Here is a 16861-nt window from a genome sequence, read left to right on the forward strand (position 1 = left end):
GGGCTCGCCCCCGATGGCAGTGTGTCAGTCAACTTCTCTGCTGCTGACCCACCGCTATCGGGGGCAAGCCCCCTCCCACATGCGAACCCTTACTGTTTAGCGCCTGTGGGTGTATCGTATCCGCCCTTTGCAGGCCCTGTGCCTGTGGCAGATACGTGAGGTTGTTGTGTCCCGATCCTTTTCCCGTCGACAAATCCTGGGTGGTCTTGCAGGCCTGGCCGTAGTGGGCGTCGGTGCCGGTGGCGGCTACCGCTATTGGCTGGGGAAGGTCGCTGAATCCGAGGCGGGGCACGATTACGAGTTGATCGCAGCGCCCCTGGACGTGGAATTGGTGCCGGGCCACACCACCCAGGCCTGGGCGTTCGGCCCTTCGGCGCCCGGCACCGAGCTGCGCGTACGCCAGGGCGAGTGGCTGCGGGTGCGTTTTATCAACCACCTGCCGGTCGCCACCACCATCCACTGGCATGGCATCCGCCTGCCGCTGGAGATGGACGGCGTGCCCTACGTCTCGCAATTGCCGGTCCTGCCGGGGGAATACTTCGACTACAAGTTCCGTGTGCCCGACGCCGGCAGCTACTGGTATCACCCCCACGTCAACAGCAGCGAAGAACTCGGCCGGGGCCTGGTCGGACCGCTGATCATCGAGGAGCGCGAACCCACCGGTTTCAAGCACGAACGCACCCTCAGCCTGAAAAGCTGGCACGTGGACGAAGAGGGCGCCTTTGTCGCCTTCAGCATTCCCCGTGAGGCGGCGCGTGGCGGTACGGCGGGGCGTTTATCCACCATCAATGGCGTGTCCCAGGCCGTGATCGACCTGCCGGCCGGGCAGATCACCCGGGTGCGCCTGCTCAACCTCGACAACACCCTGACGTATCGCATCAACATTCCGGATGTCGACGCGCAGATCTACGCGCTGGACGGCAACCCCATCGAGCCGCGCCCGCTGGGCAAGGAGTACTGGCTGGGCCCTGGCATGCGTATCTGCCTGGCGATCAAGGCGCCGCCGGCCGGCGAAGAGCTGTCGATCCGCAATGGCCCGGTGCGCCTGGGCACGTTCCGTTCGGTGGCCAATACCGACGCGCCCACCGAGTGGCCCCCGGCACTGCCGGCCAACCCGGTTGCCGAACCGGACCTGGCCAATGCCGAGAAACTCAACTTCAATTTCGAGTGGGTCGGTTCGGTGTCGGTCAACGTCGACAACGGCAAGCCGCCGAGCCTGTGGCAGATCAACGGCCAGGCCTGGGACATCACCGACAAGACCTGCGCCGACCGCCCCATTGCCAAGCTCGTGAAGGGCAAGAGCTACATTTTCGAATTGAAGAACATGACCCAGTACCAGCACCCGATCCACCTGCACGGCATGAGCTTCAAGGTCATTGCGTCGAACCGCCACAAGGTCATCCCGTATTTCACCGACACCTATCTCTTGGGCAAGAACGAACGCGCCCGTGTAGCGCTGGTGGCGGATAACCCGGGGGTCTGGATGTTCCACTGCCATGTGATCGACCATATGGAAACCGGCCTGATGGCTGCCATCGAGGTGGCGTGATGCGCCAGGTTCGTCCGGCAATCATCGACCGCAGCCGCGACCAGGACTTCATGCGCGAAGCCCTGGTACTCGCCGCCCAGGGCGCGGCGCTGGGTGAAGTGCCGGTGGGCGCGGTGCTGGTGCAGGACGGTGAGATCATCGGCCGCGGTTTCAACTGCCCGATCAGCGGCAATGACCCCAGTGCCCATGCCGAGATGGTCGCGATCCGCGCGGCTGCCCACGCCGTCAGCAATTACCGCCTGCCGGGCAGCACCCTCTATGTGACGTTGGAACCGTGCAGCATGTGCGCGGGCCTGATCGTGCATTCGCGTATTGCACGGGTGGTCTATGGCGCACTCGAGCCCAAGGCCGGGATCGTGCAGAGCCAGGGGCAGTTTTTTACCCAGGGTTTTCTCAACCATCGGGTCCTGTTTGAAGGCGGGGTGCTGGCCGAGGAGTGCGGCACAGTGTTGAGTGAATTCTTCAAGGCTCGCCGCGCCAAGCCTCATATCTAGCCAACACAGGTGATCAAATGTGGGAGGGGGCTTGCCCCCGATAGCAGAGTGTCAGTCACCACATCCATGGCTGATACACCGCTATCGGGGGCAAGCCCCCTCCCACATTTTGCCCTGCGTTTTTTTCAGGGAGCGTGTCGCTACTTCCTGGCGATGATCACCGCCCGCATCGGCGCCGGCAGCCCTTCGATGGTCTTGCTGTGATCCTGCGGATCGAGGAAGTCACTGAGCGACTGGTACTTCATCCACGCCGTCCCGCGCTGTTCCTCAACCGTGGTCACGCTTACATCCACGCAGCGCACATCGCTGAAACCCGCGCGGCGCAGCCACAGCATCAGCGCCGGAACCGACGGCAGGAACCACACGTTACGCATCTGCGCATAGCGGTCTTCCGGCACCAGCACTTGCTGCTGATCGCCGTCCACCACCAGGGTTTCCAGCACCAGCTCACCGCCTTTGACCAGCGTGTCTTTCAGCGCCAGCAAGTGTTCGATCGGCGAACGACGGTGGTAGAACACGCCCATGGAAAACACCGTGTCGAAGCCTTCCAGGTTCGCCGGCAGGTCTTCGAACGGGAACGGCAGGTGCCAGGCCCTGGGTTCGGACAGGTAACGCTGCACCGCCTGGAACTGGCAGAAGAACAGCCAGTTGGGGTCCACGCCAATCACGCTGTCGGCGCCGGCGCCGAGCATGCGCCACATGTAATAGCCATTGCCGCAACCCACATCGAGGATGCGCTTGCCCTTCAAGTCCAGGTGCGGCGCAACCCGGGACCATTTCCAGTCCGAGCGCCATTCGGTGTCCACATGCACGCCGAACAGGTGGAACGGGCCTTTGCGCCAGGGGCTCAGCCCCATGAGCGCCGTGTGCATCTGTGCGCGAGTCTCGTCGTCGCAATCCGTGTCCAGCACCAGGCCGTTCAACAGGTCCACTTCACTGGGCTGGATGTTTGGCAGCGCGTCCAAAGCACTCTGCCAGCGCTCCAGGTCGCCGTGGCCTTTTTCCATCTTGCTATCGAGCTGCGCTTGCAGGCCCTGGGCCCATACGGCCAGAGGAGTACCAACCAGATGGCGGGCGAGAGGAGACAAATCAATCATGGCAAGGCAATCAACGAGGCAAAGTTAAGACACTGGAACCATGGCACGACTTTCGAGAAACCGGCCGCCAGCAGGCGTTCGCGGTGTTCTTCGAGGCTGTCGGGCTTCATGACGTTTTCGATGGCGCTGCGCTTCTGGGCGATTTCCAGTTCGCTGTAGCCGTTGGCGCGCTTGAACGCGATATGCAGGTCGGTCAGCAACCCATGTTCTTCAACATCGTTGAAACGCAGCTTTTCCGAGAGGATCAGTGCGCCGCCCGGCAGCAGCGACTGACGGATACGCCCGAGCAATGCCAGGCGCTCATCGGGGGCGATGAATTGCAGGGTGAAGTTCAGCGCCACCACCGAGGCCGGTTGGAAGTGCAGGGCAAGGATATCGCCCTCGATCACGTCCACCGGCAGTAACTCCTGGAACATCGAGTCCTGGCCATTGAGGTATTGGCGGCAGCGTTCGACCATCGCCGTCGAGTTATCCACCGCGATCACCCGGCAGCCCTCGGTGCGCACATGGCGGCGCAGGGCCTGGGTGACCGCACCCAGGGATGAGCCCAGGTCATACAGCACGCTGTTGGGCTGGGCGAACTGGGCGGCGAGCACACCGAGGTTCTCGACGATGGTCGGGTAACCGGGCACCGAGCGCTTGATCATGTCCGGGAACACCCGCACCACGTCCTCGTTAAAGGCGAAGTCCGGCACCTGGGGCAGGGGCTGGGCGAATAGGCGATCGGGTTCTTTGCTCACGGTTGTTCCGGCGACGAAGGGGGAAAGGCCGGCATTTTAGCGTAGGAGCTGGCTTGCCTGCGATGGTCGTCAACGATTACGCAGACATTCTGGATGAACGCGGTGCCGGAATCAGCACGTCACCAAAGCCTTGGCCCATCAGTTCACCGTAATGGCGCAGTCGAACGTTTCCACAGGCTCGGCTTCCGGTTCCCACGGTTGCTGGGAGGTCAGGCGCAAACGGCCCTGGCCTGGGGCGAACGCCTGGAAGCGCCAGGTCGACTGGCCGCCACCGCCGATCACGCCGGATTCGCTGCTGCTGTAGACCTCGGGGCTCAATGCGCGCAGTACACCGCCGGCGGAGTCCTGGATGGCCCAGCGATAGCCGGTGGTGGGATTGCTGGGCAGGGTGAGGATCAGGGTTTGGTTAGGTTTAAGCTGGAGCGGGCAGGCGCTCTGATCTTCCACGGTGACGTTTTGCTTCGGCGCACTGGCGCACGCGGCCAGCAGTGCAAGGCTCAAGGGGAGAAGCAGGCGGGCAGCGGTCATGGGGGCTCCGTTTATACACGACGAAGGGCGAGCATAACCGAAGATGAGACAAGGTGTGACAGGAGGGGGTGTGTTGACAGGTCTCGCCTCATCGGGGCCATCCCAGATGTTGATTTGTGAACGCATTGAAGTGTAGGAGGGGGCTTGCCCCCGATGGCGGCCTCAGGGCCGACCAGGATGTTGGATCAGACCGAGTACATATCCGTTTCTGCGGTAACGGCTGCTAATGGTTCCGCTTTTACAGCGGCTCACTTTTGAAAAGCGCAAAAGTAAGCAAAACGCTCTTGCCCCACCACTCGGCACCTCGCTAATGCTCGGTGTGCCCTCTCTCCGGCTTGAATCCGTGGGCCGCCGCAATGGGCCATCCATGGCCCAGTGCGGCTAACCCGGCGTCCTGCCGGGTTACCCACGGATTCAAGCCTGCGTTCGGCCAGCGTGGTTTAACGGGGCGCCTAAGATCAAGATCAAGAGCGACTCGCTTCGCATCGTGGTTACGTTTGGGCGCTACAGAGTTGTAGATACCTATGCTCATCGGGAGCAAGCTCCCCACACTTGACCGAGTACATCCTTTGGAATGCAGTCAAAATGTGGGAGGGGGCTTGCCCCCGATGAGGCCAGCTCAGGCACTACATAACTGTCAGAAAAGCACCTTCGCCACATCCGCAAAGCGCTTGGCAAAGTGCACGGTCATGCCTTCCTTCAGGTACTCCGGCAGCTCTTCAAAGCTGCCACGGTTGGGCTCCGGCAGGATCAGTTCGTGAATTTTCTGGCGCCGCGCCGCGATGACTTTCTCGCGTACTCCGCCAATCGGCAGCACATGCCCGGTCAAGGTCAGTTCGCCGGTCATCGCCACGCCTTTTTTCGGCGGCTGGTTGCGTGCCAGTGACAGCAACGCGCTGGCCATGGTCACACCGGCGCTCGGGCCGTCTTTGGGCGTGGCACCTTCCGGCACGTGCAGGTGGACGAAGGCTTCATCGAAGAACTTCGGATCACCGCCAAACGACTTCAGGTTCGAGCTGATGAAGCTGTAGGCGATTTCTGCGGACTCCTTCATCACTTCACCCAACTGCCCGGTGAGTTTGAAGCCGCGATTGAGCGTGTGGATGCGCGTCGCTTCGATCGGCAGGGTGGCGCCGCCCATGCTGGTCCAGGCCAGGCCGGTAATCACGCCGGTGCCGGACAGCACTTGTTCATTGCGAAATACCGGCATGCCCAGGGAGCTTTCCAGGTCCTTGTTGCCGATCTTGATCACCGAGTCCGGCTCATCCAGCAGCTTGACCACGGCTTTGCGCACCAGTTTGCCCAGTTGCTTTTCCAACTGACGCACACCGGCTTCCCGCGCATAGCCGTCGATCAGCGCACGCAAGGCGCCGTCGCTGATGCTCAGGCTGTTTTTCGAGACGCCGGCTTTTTCCAGTTGCTTGGGCCACAGGTGACGCTTGGCGATGGCGACTTTTTCTTCGGTGATATAGCCCGACAGGCGAATCACTTCCATACGGTCGAGCAGCGGGCCGGGAATCGAGTCCAGGGTGTTGGCGGTGCACACGAACAGTACCTTGGACAGGTCCAGGCGCAGGTCCAGGTAGTGGTCGAGGAATTCGACGTTCTGTTCCGGGTCGAGGGTTTCGAGCAGTGCCGACGCCGGGTCGCCCTGGAAGCTCTGGCCCATCTTGTCGATCTCGTCGAGCATGATCACCGGGTTCATCACCTCCACGTCCTTGAGCGCCTGCACCAGCTTGCCGGGCAGGGCGCCGATGTAGGTGCGGCGATGGCCCTTGATCTCGGCCTCATCACGCATGCCGCCGACACTGAAGCGGTAGAACGGTCGGCCCAGGGATTCGGCGATGGATTTACCCACGCTGGTCTTGCCCACGCCCGGCGGGCCTACCAGCAGCACGATGGAACCGGCGACTTCGCCTTTATAGGCACCCACCGCGAGAAATTCGAGGATGCGACTCTTGATGTCGTCCAGGCCCGCATGATGCTTGTCCAGCACCTTGCGCGCGTGTTTCAGGTCGAGTTTGTCTTCGCCATACACGCCCCAGGGTACCGAGGTGGCCCAGTCCAGGTAATTGCGCGTCACTGCGTATTCCGGCGAGCCGGTCTCGAGGATCGACAGTTTGTTAAGTTCTTCGTCGATGCGTTTTTTCGCCTGGGCCGGCAGCACCTTGCCTTCCAGGCGCTGCTCGAACTGTTCGACGTCGGCGCTGCGGTCGTCCTTGGTCAGGCCCAGCTCCTGCTGGATGACCTTGAGCTGTTCCTTGAGGAAGAACTCGCGCTGGTGCTCGCCGATCTTGCGGTTCACTTCGGCAGACAGTTCTTTCTGCAGGCGCGCGACTTCGACCTCTTTGCGCAGCATCGGCAGCACTTTCTCCATGCGCTTGAGCATGGGCACGCAATCGAGCACTTCCTGCAACTCGTTACCGGTGGCCGAGGTCAGCGCGGCGGCGAAGTCGGTAAGCGGCGACGGGTCGTTGGGGCTGAAGCGGTTGAGGTAGTTCTTCAACTCTTCGCTGTACAGCGGGTTGAGCGGTAGCAGTTCCTTGATCGCATTGATCAGCGCCATGCCGTAGGCCTTGACCTCGTCGGTCGGCTCGCTCGGCTGGTGCGGGTATTCCACTTCCACCAGGTACGGCGGGCGGTGATGCTTGAGCCAGGTCTTGATGCGCACGCGGGTCAGGCCCTGGGCCACGAATTGCAGTTTGCCGTTCTCGCGGCTGGCGTGGTGCACCTTGACCAGCGTGCCGTACAGCGGCAGGGCCGAGGTGTCGAAGTGGCGCGGGTCTTCGGGCGGTGTATCCATGAAAAACAGGGCGAGGGAGTGGTGGTCGGATTTGCTCACCAGTTCCAGGGTTTCGGCCCAGGGCTCTTCGTTCACAATCACGGGCAACACTTGCGCCGGGAAAAACGGCCGGTTGTGGATCGGGATGATGTAGACCTTGTCCGGCAGGTTCTGCCCGGGCAGGGCCAGGCCGGTGTTGGACGAGGATTCAGCGTTTTCGGGGTCGGCGTAGTCGTTCAGGTCGTAATCAGGGATGTCTTGCTGGTCGCTCATGGGGCACCTGCATCAGGAAGTATGGTGCTTAGATGGGGCAGGGCAGTGGTGGTTTCAATGGTGGGGGTGAGATAGCAACATATTGCATGAAATTTTCAGAACGACGCTGGAGTCGTGTGGGAGGGGAAAGCCCCGTGCCACATTTGGTCTGTGTTGGATCAGCTGATTTTGTGCAGGTAGGCGGGCAGCGGTTGTTCGGGCAGCACCGACAACACTTTCAACCGCTGCAACATCCTTTGACTGGCCCTTTGCAAATGCTCACGCAGATTCAGCGCCGCCGCATCAACCGCGCCGTGCAGCAGCAACTCCAGAATCAGTCGATGTTCGGCCAACATCGCCGGATCGGCGCCAATCCCCAGCAACCGATAAAAAATCCGACTGATGATCATCGGGCTCTGCCCTTGTCGAATCAGCGCCGCGATCTTGCGATTCTGCAGGCCGGCCAGGCAGCGTTGGTGCAAGTCTTCCTCGATCTGCTCGATGGCCTCCAGGCTGCACTGCGCACTGTCCTGGGCGTCCAGCACGCGTTGCAGCATGGCTTCAAGCAGCTCGCGATCGAGGTTGGGCGCGCTCTGGCGCAGGGCTTCGGGCTCAAGGCAGGCGCGCAGTTCGTAGTCTTCGGTGACTTCCCGCGCGGTCAAAGGCCCGGCCAGCCATTGGGAGTAGGGCTCTTTCTCCACCAGGCCACGGTCGCGCAGGCGCATCAGCGCTTCACGCACTACCGCGCGGCTGACGCCGTAGTGGTCGGCGGCGGCTTGCTCGTCCAGGCGGTAGTGGCCGAAGGCAATGCAGGTGGACAACGCCGCGCCGATTTCCTCGACGATGCGTTCGCCCAGCGGCCGCGTGTCCACCAACTCGTCCTCGCCGTTAAGACCCAGGTGGGCATGGCTCAGGGGCAGGCGCAACGGCTCCATGGCCAGGCCTTGCGGATTGATCAGGTAGCCCCGGCCGTTGAAGCGGCAGATCAAGCCTTCGTCATGCAGCAGGTCGAGGGCCTTGCGCACCGGCACGCGGCTGGTGCCGAACAATTCGGCCAGCGGCGCTTCGAGCAACACCAGCCCATGGCGGGCGGTGCCGTTGACGATCGCGTCGCGCATCACTTTGTGAATCATCGCGTAACGGGAGGCCGAGGCGGACACTGCTTTCATTGCGTTCTCAGAGGTGGAGGGACCGTTGACCGGGGATTCTCTCATAGATGCGCCTGTCACTCTGCGCCACGTCGGCGGCACGTTTTTGGGGCTTCGGAAGTCGACCTGTTACTTTTCTGCACCAAAATGTATTTATTAATAAAAAGTACATTATTTCGTTGAGGCGCCTGAGTCACCGCCTGCCCGGATTTTTTACCTGGTCTAACACCCTCTACCTCGCGGTTCTGGCCGAAAACAGCTGCCTGCGCAAAATTCGTTGAGCACAGACTGGCACGAAAGCTGCCTTTATAAAATGTACATTTTATTAATATGTACGTTTATGAGGGTCATCCTGATGTCAGACGCCACTTCAATGGCCGAGGACTTCGCCAGTGGTCGCAGCGACCCGGTGCAAGCCCTCGAACAGGCACTCGACAAAGCCAGCCAGGTTCCGTCGGTATTCATCAGCCTGATGCCCGAGCGCGCCCGTCGTGAAGCCCAAGCCTCTGCCGCACGTTGGCGCGCCGGCCAGCCGTTGAGCCTGTTCGATGGCGTGCCGCTGGCCTGGAAGGACCTGTTCGACGTGGCCGGCAGCATCACCACGGCTGGCGCCGCCTATCGCCGCCATGCGCCCGTCGCGTTGCTCGATGCACCCACCGTCGGCCTGCTGTGTCGTGCCGGAATGGTCAGCGTCGGCAAGACCAACCTCAGCGAACTGGCCTATTCCGGCCTGGGCCTGAACCCTCATTTCGGCACGCCGCACAATCCCCATGGCAAGGATCAACCGCGCATCCCCGGCGGATCTTCCTCGGGCTCGGCTGTGGCCGTGGCCGCCGGCATCGTGCCCATCGCCATGGGCACCGACACGGCCGGTTCCATTCGCATCCCCTCGGCGTTCAACGGCCTGGTGGGTTACCGCAGCAGCAGTCGGCGCTACAGCCGCGACGGCGTATTTCCACTGGCGCACAGCCTCGACAGCCTCGGCCCGATAAGCCGCAGCGTGCGTGATGCCCTGGTCGTCGACGACTTGCTGCATGGCCGCAGCCACAGCCACGTCGCCCGCAGCCTCAAGGGCCAGCGTTTCGTGCTGGCGCAGCAGAAGGTCGAACCCGCCGTGCGCAACAACCTGCTGCGCGCGGTGGAGCAGCTCAAGGCCCACGGCGCGCTGGTCGAAGAGCGCGAATGCCCGGCCTTCCAGGCGACGCTGGAGCTGATCAAAGACCATGGCTGGCTCGGCGCCTTCGAAGCCTTCGCCCTGCACCAGGCGTTGCTCGACAGCCCCGACGCCGACCAACTCGACCCCCGCGTGCGCCGCCGCCTGGAAGCCGCGCGTTCACTGCCGGCCAGCCAACTGATCCACCTGACCGAGGCGCGCCGACGCCTGCAACAGCAACTGATCGAAGACCTCGACGGCGCCGTCCTGATCACCCCGACCGTCGCCCACGTCGCCCCGGCGTTGGCGGCGCTTGAAGCCGACGATGAGCTGTTCGTCACAACCAACCTCGCCACCCTGCGCCTGACCATGCCCGGCAGTTTGCTCGACATGCCAGGCGTGACCCTGCCCAGCGGCCTCGATGCCCAGGGCCTGCCCACCGGGTTGCTGCTCAGCGCCCCGACGGGAGAAGACGCGCGCCTGCTGCGCGCGGCGTTGTCCGTCGAATCCGTACTGACTATCTAAGGAGACACACCATGGCTAAAGACATCCTCTGTGCATTTGGCGTCGACGTTGACGCCGTCGCCGGCTGGCTCGGTTCCTACGGCGGTGAAGACTCGCCGGACGACATCTCCCGCGGCCTGTTCGCCGGTGAAATCGGCGCGCCACGCCTGCTCAAACTGTTCGAACGCTACGGCCTGCGCACCACCTGGTTTATCCCCGGTCACTCGATGGAAACCTTCCCCGAGCAGATGAAGGCCGTGGCCGACGCCGGCCACGAGATCGGCGTGCACGGCTACAGCCACGAAAACCCGATCGCGATGACCGCCGAGCAGGAAGAAATCGTTCTCGACAAGTCCATCGAACTGATCACCCAGGTCACCGGCAAGCGCCCCACCGGCTACGTGGCGCCGTGGTGGGAGTTCAGCAAGGTGACCAACGAACTGCTGCTGAAAAAAGGCATCAAGTACGACCACAGCCTGATGCACAACGACTTCCACCCTTACTACGTGCGCAAGGGCGATACCTGGACCAGGATCGACTACAGCCAGCACCCCGATACCTGGATGAAGCCCCTGGTGCGCGGCGAAGAAACCGACCTGGTGGAGATCCCGGCCAACTGGTACCTCGACGACCTGCCGCCGATGATGTTCATCAAAAAAGCTCCCAACAGCCACGGGTTCGTCAACCCGCGTCACCTGGAAGAAATGTGGCGCGACCAGTTCGACTGGGTCTACCGCGAACACGAACACGCCGTGTTCACCATGACCATCCACCCCGACGTGTCCGGCCGCCCGCAAGTGCTGCTGATGCTTGAGCGTCTGATCGAACACATCCAGAGCCATGCCGGCGTGCGCTTCGTCACCTTTGACGAAATTGCCGATGACTTCATCCGCCGCCAGCCGCGTACCTGAACCAGCGTCACCCTGCAGGAGCGAGCTTGCTCGCGAAGAACCAGAGAGCGCCGCGTGCATCCAGGATGCCCGCGTCATCGTTGACGATTTTCGCGAGCAAGCTCGCTCCTACAGGGTCCACCCATCCCCTTGAGGCGCGATCTATGTCCATCTACAACAAGCTTGACCTGACTGGCTGGAAACCCCGGCAGCTGACTTCCCGGGAGGTGCGCTTCGCCACCTGGATCGCGTTTTTCGCCTGGGTGTTTGCGGTGTACGACTTCATCCTGTTCGGCACCCTGCTACCGGAGATTGGCCGGCACTTTGGATGGGGTGAAGTGGAGCAGGCCGAGATCGCGACCTGGGTGGCGGTCGGCACCGCCGTGGTCGCCCTGGCCATCGGACCGATCGTGGACAAGCTGGGGCGACGCAAAGGGATTATCTTCACCGTAGCCGGTTCCGCGTTGTGCTCGGCGCTGACTGCGATAGGCGGGGCGTGGGGCAAATCGCCGCTGATCCTGATCCGTTCGCTGGGCGGCCTGGGCTATGCCGAGGAAACCGTCAACGCCACCTATCTGACCGAGCTGTACGGCGCCTCGGAAGATCCGCGGTTGACCAAGCGTCGCGGCTTCATCTACAGCCTGGTGCAGGGCGGCTGGCCGGTCGGCGCGTTGATCGCCGCCGGATTGACCGCGCTGTTGCTGCCGATCATCGGCTGGCAGGGCTGCTTCGTTTTTGCGGCGATCCCGGCTGTCGTGATCGCGATCATGGCGCGCAAGCTCAAGGAGAGCCCGCAGTTCCAGATCCACGAACGCATCAGCCGGCTGCGTAAAAGCGGCGCGGTGAGCGACGCGCAGAACGTAGCGCAGACCTATGGCGTGGACTATGACGAGCACAGCAAGGCCGGTCTCAAGGCCGCGTTCCGTGGGCCGGCTCGCCGTGCCACGTTGGTGATCGGCGCCGCGTTGTTGCTCAACTGGGCGGCGATTCAGGTGTTCAGCGTGCTGGGGACTTCGGTGATCGTCAGCGTGCACCACATCTCGTTCGAGAACTCGCTGATCATCCTCGTGCTGTCGAACCTGGTGGGTTATTGCGGCTACTTGAGCCATGGCTGGATGGGCGACAAGATCGGCCGTCGCAACGTGATCGGCCTGGGTTGGATGCTCGGTGGTCTGTCGTTCGCCGGGATGCTGTTCGGCCCGAGCAACATGGCGATGGTGGTCGGGCTGTACAGCCTGGGCCTGTTTTTCCTGATCGGGCCGTATTCGGCGGCGCTGTTCTTTATCAGCGAGAGTTTCCCTACCAGCATCCGCGCCACCGGCGGCGCGATCATCCATGCCATGGGCCCGATCGGTGCGGTGGTCGCAGGCTTTGGTGCAACCCAGGTGCTGTCCGCCGGCAGTGACTGGCAGACCGCCGCACTGTGGTTCGGCGCCGTGCCGTGCTTTTTGTCCGGCCTGTTGATGTTTGCCGCACGCCATGTGCGTCCGGAAACCGTTCAGTAAGGAGTCAATGATGAGCCGTAAAGTTGCCTTGATTACCGGTGCCGCCAGCGGCATCGGCCAAGCCCTCGCCGTGGCCTATGCGCGCCACGGTGTGGCGGTGGTCGGCGGGTACTACCCGGCGGACCCCCATGACCCGCAGGCCACCGTCAGCCTGGTGCAGGCCGCCGGCGGCGAATGCCTGATGTTGCCGTTGGACGTGGGCGATACCGCCTCGGTGGATGCCCTGGCCGCGCAGGGCGTGCAGCATTTTGGTCGGCTGGATTACGCCGTGGCCAACGCCGGGTTGCTGCGTCGTGCGCCGTTGCTGGAGATGACCGATGCGCTGTGGGACGAGATGCTCAATGTCGACCTGACGGGGGTCATGCGCACCTTTCGCGCGGCGACCCGGCACATGCACGAAGGCGGCGCGTTGGTGGCGATTTCGTCGATTGCCGGAGGCGTGTATGGCTGGCAAGAGCATTCGCATTACGCGGCCGCCAAGGCCGGCGTGCCGGGGTTGTGCCGCTCGTTGGCGGTGGAGTTGGCGGCAAAGGGCATACGCTGTAATGCGGTAATTCCAGGGTTGATCGAGACGCCGCAGTCGCTGGATGCGAAGAACTCGCTGGGGCCGCAGGGCCTGGCGAAAGCAGCGCGTGCGATTCCGCTGGGGCGGGTAGGGCGCGCGGATGAAGTGGCTTCATTGGTGCAGTTTTTAACCAGTGATGCATCGAGTTACCTGACCGGGCAGAGCATCGTAATTGATGGTGGCCTGACCGTACGCTGGCCTGACTGACTGTACTGGCTCAAAAATGTGGGAGGGGGCTTGCCCCCGATGACGGTGGGTCAGCCACAGTTGTTTTTCTGAGCCATCGCCATCGGGGGCAAGCCCCTCCCACATTGGAACTGTGTTTATTCGGGAGATCGTCTACATGAACCAACTCGCCCACCGCCGCGCCGTGATCACCGGCGCCGGCAGCGGCATCGGAGCCGCTATCGCCCGCGCCTACGCCGCTGAAGGCGCACGCCTGGTGCTGGCCGACCGCAACGCCGCCAGCCTCGCCGAAACCGCGATCACCTGCCGTAACCTCGGTGCCGAGGTGTTCGAATGCCTGGCTGACGTCGGCACCGTCGAAGGCGCCCAGGCCAGTGTCGACTGTTGCGTCGAGCACTTGGGCGGTATCGATATCCTGGTCAACAACGCAGGCATGCTCACCCAGGCGCGCTGCGTCGACCTGTCCATCGCGATGTGGAACGACATGCTGCGCGTCGACCTCACCAGCGTCTTCGTCGCCAGCCAGCGCGCCTTGCCGCACATGGTTGCGCAGCGTTGGGGGCGGATCATCAATGTCGCCTCGCAACTGGGGATCAAGGGCGGCGCCGAACTGACGCATTACGCCGCCGCCAAGGCCGGCGTGATTGGCTTTACCAAGTCCCTGGCGCTGGAAGTCGCCAAGGACAATGTGCTGGTCAACGCCATCGCCCCCGGCCCCATTGAGACGCCATTGGTCAGCGGCATCAGCGATGACTGGAAGCGTGCCAAGGCCAGGGAGCTGCCCCTGGGCCGCTTCGGGCTGGCCGACGAAGTGGGGCCGACGGCAGTGCTGCTGGCCAGCGAGCCGGGTGGCAACCTGTTTGTCGGCCAGACCCTGGGCCCGAATTCCGGCGATGTCATGCCATGAGCGGGGTGTAGCCATGTGCGGACTCTGCGGATTGCTCGGCGAAGACCTGCACTGGAGCGACCCCCTGGGCGACGAGTTGCCCAGGCGCCGCGAACGCCTGCGCCGGATCGCGGCGATCAACCAGGTGCTGGCGGTGTTCCGGCTCAAGGTTGAAGACTTCCAGGGTGCGTCCTATCTGCTGCTGGGCGCTACCGGCAAACAGGCCCTGGCCAGCGGCCTGGATCAGCTGTGGCAGGCGGCCCAGGACATGCTCGGTCGTCCGTTGGACCCCCTCGACCCACGCCTGTTGGATCACTTGGAGTCCACCCCATGAGCATCACCCTCAACGTCATCACCGGTTTTCTCGGCAGCGGCAAGACCACCTTGCTCAAGCGCCTGTTGCAGGGTGAAAGCCTGGGCGACACCGCGTTGCTGATCAACGAATTCGGCGACGTCGGCATCGACCATCTGCTGGTGGAAGACATCGCGCCCGACACGGTGCTGCTGCCCAGCGGTTGCGTGTGCTGCTCGATCCGTGGCGAGCTGAAGGAGGCGCTGCTGACCTTGCTGCAACGTCGCGAGCGCGGTGAAATCCCGGCATTCAAGCGGGTAATCCTGGAAACCACCGGCCTGGCCGACCCGGCGCCCATCCTCGCCACCTTGAATAACGACGTGCAACTGCGCGGGCGTTTGCACATCGGCTTGGTGATTACCCTGGTGGACGCCAGCCACGCCGTCCTGCAGGAACGCCTGCACCCGGAGTGGCTGGCCCAGGTGGCGGCGGCGGATCGTGTGTTGGTGAGCAAGACCGATCTGGCGGGCGACTGCACGGCACTGCGCGCACATTTGCGGGCGCTCAATGCCGGCACGCCGATCCTCGATACCCATGCCATTCACAGCGGCGACCAACTGCTGCTTGGCGAAGGCCTGCGCAGCGCCGAACCGGCCATTGAAGTCAGCCGCTGGCAGTTGCATCAGACCACCACGGCCAGCCACGGCACCGCGCAAGTGTGCAGCCTGACCTTCGACCAGCCTTTGGATTGGGTCGGTTTCGGGGTGTGGTTGTCGATGCTGTTAAGATGCCACGGCGAACGAATCCTTCGTGTCAAAGGACTGCTCAACGTGAACGCCAGTAACACCCCCATCGTCATTCATGGCGTGCAGCACTGCCTGCATGCGCCGGTGCATCTGCCTGCGTGGCCGGGCAGCGACCGGCAATCGCGCCTGGTGTTTATCCTGCGCGGCCTCGACCCTGCGCTGTTGCGCCGCTCCTTTGATGTGTTCTCGCGGCGGTTCGCAGCATGATCACGTTGAGGGTCCTCGGCACGTCGGTCACCTTGCTCGAATGCCTGCGCGTGCGGGCCGAGCAGGAACTGGGTATCCGCCTGGTGTATCAGGTGCACGACGTTGAACAGGCCCAGCGCATCGCGGTGATGCAGCCCGAAAGCTACGACCTGTACGACCAGTGGTTTCACAATGTCGATTTCGTGTGGCCGGCCCGGGCGATCCAACCCATCGACACCCGGCGCGTCGCGTTGTGGCACGAGATCAATGACCTGCCCAAGCGCGGACGCCTGTCGCCCGATGATCGCCTGGGCAGCGGCAGCGTGCCCAGCGAGCGGTTGTTCGTGCAGCGCGATGGCAGCCTGGGCAGCACGGTTACCGAGCGCATCAGCATGCTGCCCCTGACCCACAACGCCGACAGCTTTGCCTACCGTCCCGAGCGTATGCCCGACGGGTTTTGCCACGGCAATGAAAGCTGGGGCTGGCTGTTGGACCCCGCGTGGCGCGCGCGCACGGCCTTGCAAAGCGACGCCGCCATCGGCGCCCTGGACGCCGCCTTGGCGGTGCAGGGGGCAGGGCTGGCCAGCTTCAAGGACATCGGCAACATGAGCATCGAAGAGATCGATTTGCTGGCCGACGTCCTGGTGCGCAAGCAGAAGGAAGGCCACTTTGCGGCGTTCTGGTCCGATGACGAAGAAGCCGCGCAATTGATGCTCAGCCCCAGCATCGATATCCAGAGCCTGTGGTCGCCGACCTTGATGCGCCTGCACCGCGCCGGGGTGAAATACCGCCTGGCGGTGCCACGTGAAGGCTATCGGGCCTGGTTTGGTGGGTTGTCATTATCGCGCCATGCCCAAGGCGCGGTGCTGGATGCGGCCTATGCTTACTTGAATTGGTGGCTGTCGGGCTGGCCCGGGGCGGTGATGGCTCGGCAGGGCTATTACATCGGTAATCCGGCGCGCAGTCGCGATCACTTGAGCCGTGCGGAGTGGGATTACTGGTACGCGGGCAAGCCTGCGCGAGAGCAACTGCCGGGAAGCGATGGTCTGCCGCTGATCGATATTGGCGAAGTGCGCGACGGCGGCTCCTATGAACAGCGCATGGGGCATATTGCGGTATGGAATTCGGTCATGGATGAGCACAACTACCTGGTGCGGCGCTGGGGGGATTTCATGCGGGCCCGGCGAGGCTGACGCGCAGCGTCACGGGATGCATTCCCACGCGGAGCAAGGGAACGAGCCTTCAGCGGCGCAAAGAAAAGGCGGTTACCTGTTGAAGGTAACCGCCTTTTTAATACC

At 63.0% G+C, this 16861-nt stretch carries 15 protein-coding genes; 10 read left to right on the forward strand and 5 right to left on the reverse strand.

The features are described 5' to 3' along the window. Positions 1-166: 166 nt before the first annotated feature. Both BOP93_RS05295 and tadA read left to right on the forward strand, forming a co-directional pair. On the forward strand, positions 167-1549 hold the full coding sequence (locus BOP93_RS05295; protein WP_065885933.1) for a multicopper oxidase family protein: 1383 nt from the start codon (positions 167-169) through the stop codon (positions 1547-1549). After that, positions 1549-2043, forward strand: coding sequence for a tRNA adenosine(34) deaminase TadA (tadA, locus tag BOP93_RS05300; RefSeq protein ID WP_104501800.1), 495 nt, complete (start codon positions 1549-1551; stop codon positions 2041-2043). The genes BOP93_RS05295 and tadA overlap by 1 nt, the downstream gene beginning before the upstream one ends. A gap of 140 nt (positions 2044-2183) precedes the next feature. Here the strand turns inward: tadA and cmoB are convergent, their stop codons facing one another. The 5 genes from cmoB to BOP93_RS05330 all read right to left on the reverse strand — a co-directional run bounded on the left by cmoB (position 2184) and on the right by BOP93_RS05330 (position 8611). Next, positions 2184-3140, reverse strand: coding sequence for a tRNA 5-methoxyuridine(34)/uridine 5-oxyacetic acid(34) synthase CmoB (gene cmoB, locus BOP93_RS05305; RefSeq protein WP_104501801.1), 957 nt, complete (start codon positions 3138-3140; stop codon positions 2184-2186). After that, a complete protein-coding gene (cmoA, locus tag BOP93_RS05310; protein ID WP_104501802.1) occupies positions 3137-3880 on the reverse strand; it encodes a carboxy-S-adenosyl-L-methionine synthase CmoA in 744 nt (247 codons plus the stop codon). Before cmoA ends, cmoB begins: the two co-directional genes overlap by 4 nt. Before the next feature lie 138 nt (positions 3881-4018). Further along, on the reverse strand, positions 4019-4408 hold the full coding sequence (locus BOP93_RS05315; protein ID WP_104501803.1) for a protease inhibitor I42 family protein: 390 nt from the start codon (positions 4406-4408) through the stop codon (positions 4019-4021). Positions 4409-5045: 637 nt separating this feature from the next. Then, positions 5046-7463, reverse strand: a complete 2418-nt coding sequence (gene lon, locus BOP93_RS05325) for an endopeptidase La (RefSeq protein ID WP_104501804.1) — start codon at positions 7461-7463, stop codon at positions 5046-5048. A gap of 158 nt (positions 7464-7621) precedes the next feature. Then, positions 7622-8611, reverse strand: coding sequence for a GntR family transcriptional regulator (locus BOP93_RS05330; RefSeq protein WP_104501805.1), 990 nt, complete (start codon positions 8609-8611; stop codon positions 7622-7624). A gap of 334 nt (positions 8612-8945) precedes the next feature. Between BOP93_RS05330 and BOP93_RS05335 the strand changes: the two genes are divergently transcribed. From BOP93_RS05335 to BOP93_RS05370, 8 genes are all read left to right on the forward strand, one after another. Next, positions 8946-10268 carry an amidase gene (locus BOP93_RS05335; RefSeq protein ID WP_104501806.1) on the forward strand — a complete coding sequence of 441 codons (1323 nt, stop codon included), beginning with the start codon at positions 8946-8948 and terminating at the stop codon, positions 10266-10268. Positions 10269-10279: 11 nt separating this feature from the next. Beyond that, a complete protein-coding gene (locus BOP93_RS05340; RefSeq protein WP_065894856.1) occupies positions 10280-11158 on the forward strand; it encodes a polysaccharide deacetylase family protein in 879 nt (292 codons plus the stop codon). Positions 11159-11301: 143 nt separating this feature from the next. After that, positions 11302-12642 (forward strand): MFS transporter, encoded by a 1341-nt coding sequence (locus tag BOP93_RS05345; RefSeq protein WP_065894857.1) that lies wholly within the window; start codon positions 11302-11304, stop codon positions 12640-12642. 10 nt (positions 12643-12652) lie between these two features. Beyond that, on the forward strand, positions 12653-13414 hold the full coding sequence (locus BOP93_RS05350; protein WP_065885942.1) for an SDR family NAD(P)-dependent oxidoreductase: 762 nt from the start codon (positions 12653-12655) through the stop codon (positions 13412-13414). Between the two features lie 136 nt (positions 13415-13550). Next, positions 13551-14300, forward strand: a complete 750-nt coding sequence (locus BOP93_RS05355) for an SDR family NAD(P)-dependent oxidoreductase (RefSeq protein ID WP_104501807.1) — start codon at positions 13551-13553, stop codon at positions 14298-14300. Between the two features lie 13 nt (positions 14301-14313). Then, complete coding sequence (locus tag BOP93_RS05360; RefSeq protein WP_104501808.1) at positions 14314-14613, forward strand: hypothetical protein; 300 nt, start codon at positions 14314-14316, stop codon at positions 14611-14613. Then, positions 14610-15584: a CobW family GTP-binding protein gene (locus BOP93_RS05365; RefSeq protein ID WP_104501809.1), complete on the forward strand. Its 975-nt coding sequence runs from the start codon at positions 14610-14612 to the stop codon at positions 15582-15584. Before BOP93_RS05360 ends, BOP93_RS05365 begins: the two co-directional genes overlap by 4 nt. Next, positions 15581-16756, forward strand: a complete 1176-nt coding sequence (locus BOP93_RS05370; RefSeq protein ID WP_104501810.1) for an ABC transporter substrate-binding protein — start codon at positions 15581-15583, stop codon at positions 16754-16756. Before BOP93_RS05365 ends, BOP93_RS05370 begins: the two co-directional genes overlap by 4 nt. Positions 16757-16861 lie beyond the last annotated feature (105 nt).

Origin of the sequence: Pseudomonas orientalis (assembly GCF_002934065.1) — a bacterium.
GTDB lineage: Bacteria > Pseudomonadota > Gammaproteobacteria > Pseudomonadales > Pseudomonadaceae > Aquipseudomonas > Aquipseudomonas orientalis_A.

What these genes read in the sequence shown, in the direction of transcription:
- tadA (WP_104501800.1), top strand. Translation starts at nt 1,549, where the DNA reads ATGCGCCAGGTTCGTCCGGCAATCATCGACCGCAGCCGCGACCAGGAC.
- cmoB (WP_104501801.1), bottom strand. Translation starts at nt 3,140, where the DNA reads ATGATTGATTTGTCTCCTCTCGCCCGCCATCTGGTTGGTACTCCTCTG.
- BOP93_RS05315 (WP_104501803.1), bottom strand. Translation starts at nt 4,408, where the DNA reads ATGACCGCTGCCCGCCTGCTTCTCCCCTTGAGCCTTGCACTGCTGGCC.
- lon (WP_104501804.1), bottom strand. Translation starts at nt 7,463, where the DNA reads ATGAGCGACCAGCAAGACATCCCTGATTACGACCTGAACGACTACGCC.
- BOP93_RS05330 (WP_104501805.1), bottom strand. Translation starts at nt 8,611, where the DNA reads ATGAAAGCAGTGTCCGCCTCGGCCTCCCGTTACGCGATGATTCACAAA.
- BOP93_RS05335 (WP_104501806.1), top strand. Translation starts at nt 8,946, where the DNA reads ATGTCAGACGCCACTTCAATGGCCGAGGACTTCGCCAGTGGTCGCAGC.
- BOP93_RS05340 (WP_065894856.1), top strand. Translation starts at nt 10,280, where the DNA reads ATGGCTAAAGACATCCTCTGTGCATTTGGCGTCGACGTTGACGCCGTC.
- BOP93_RS05345 (WP_065894857.1), top strand. Translation starts at nt 11,302, where the DNA reads ATGTCCATCTACAACAAGCTTGACCTGACTGGCTGGAAACCCCGGCAG.
- BOP93_RS05350 (WP_065885942.1), top strand. Translation starts at nt 12,653, where the DNA reads ATGAGCCGTAAAGTTGCCTTGATTACCGGTGCCGCCAGCGGCATCGGC.
- BOP93_RS05355 (WP_104501807.1), top strand. Translation starts at nt 13,551, where the DNA reads ATGAACCAACTCGCCCACCGCCGCGCCGTGATCACCGGCGCCGGCAGC.
- BOP93_RS05360 (WP_104501808.1), top strand. Translation starts at nt 14,314, where the DNA reads ATGTGCGGACTCTGCGGATTGCTCGGCGAAGACCTGCACTGGAGCGAC.
- BOP93_RS05365 (WP_104501809.1), top strand. Translation starts at nt 14,610, where the DNA reads ATGAGCATCACCCTCAACGTCATCACCGGTTTTCTCGGCAGCGGCAAG.
- BOP93_RS05370 (WP_104501810.1), top strand. Translation starts at nt 15,581, where the DNA reads ATGATCACGTTGAGGGTCCTCGGCACGTCGGTCACCTTGCTCGAATGC.